Origin of the sequence: Microbacterium sp. MRS-1 (assembly GCF_000585455.1) — a bacterium.
Taxonomy (GTDB): Bacteria; Actinomycetota; Actinomycetes; order Actinomycetales; family Microbacteriaceae; genus Microbacterium; species Microbacterium laevaniformans.
On record NZ_JAUF01000098.1, the window covers coordinates 1 to 554 of the forward strand.

The 554-nt window shown below is 57.8% G+C and carries 1 pseudogene; it reads right to left on the bottom strand.

Features of this window, described 5'->3' with window-relative positions:
• Positions 1-254: 254 nt before the first annotated feature.
• A pseudogene (locus tag AS96_RS15825) lies at positions 255-554 on the bottom strand (hypothetical protein); the annotation flags it as partial.

Genomic DNA, 554 nt, shown 5'->3' on the forward strand with positions numbered 1-554 from the left:
CTCCAATCGTTGAGTGTTCACTTTTCAAGCGCCGCTACTGTCCAGTTTTCGAGCGCCGTCGACAAATCTGGCGAGCTGCGCGCTGATCGATCGAAACCTCGACAAGGCTGCTGAGCACGTAGCCAGCATCGTCACCGAATCAGACAGTGCAGCCTGGCTGTGGGATCCAGTCAGTTTGGTCTTGGGTGAACCACTGGTCCGTTATTGGCCCATCGAAGAATGGGCGGAACGGTTCACGGTGGCGAAGTCAATGATCACTCCGCGAACCGCCGAAGTTCCTTCATCGGGATCATGAGGTGCAAGTCCTCGATCGGGGACTGAAGGAAGTCACCATGGTGGAGGTAGAAGCTCTTCGCGCTTTCGTCACGACAGTGGATCAAGACGGCGGCCGCGCCAATACTTCCGCTGATGTGAAAAGACCGTATGAGCGCGTCGCGGAGTAGCCCCCAACCTAGGCCAGCTCCCTTGAATTCCTCGTCCACAGCGAGCCGCGCTAGGGCGTGTTGATCAAGAGGTTCCGCTCCTCGGTGGGTGAGTCTTGAACGGTGACGCGA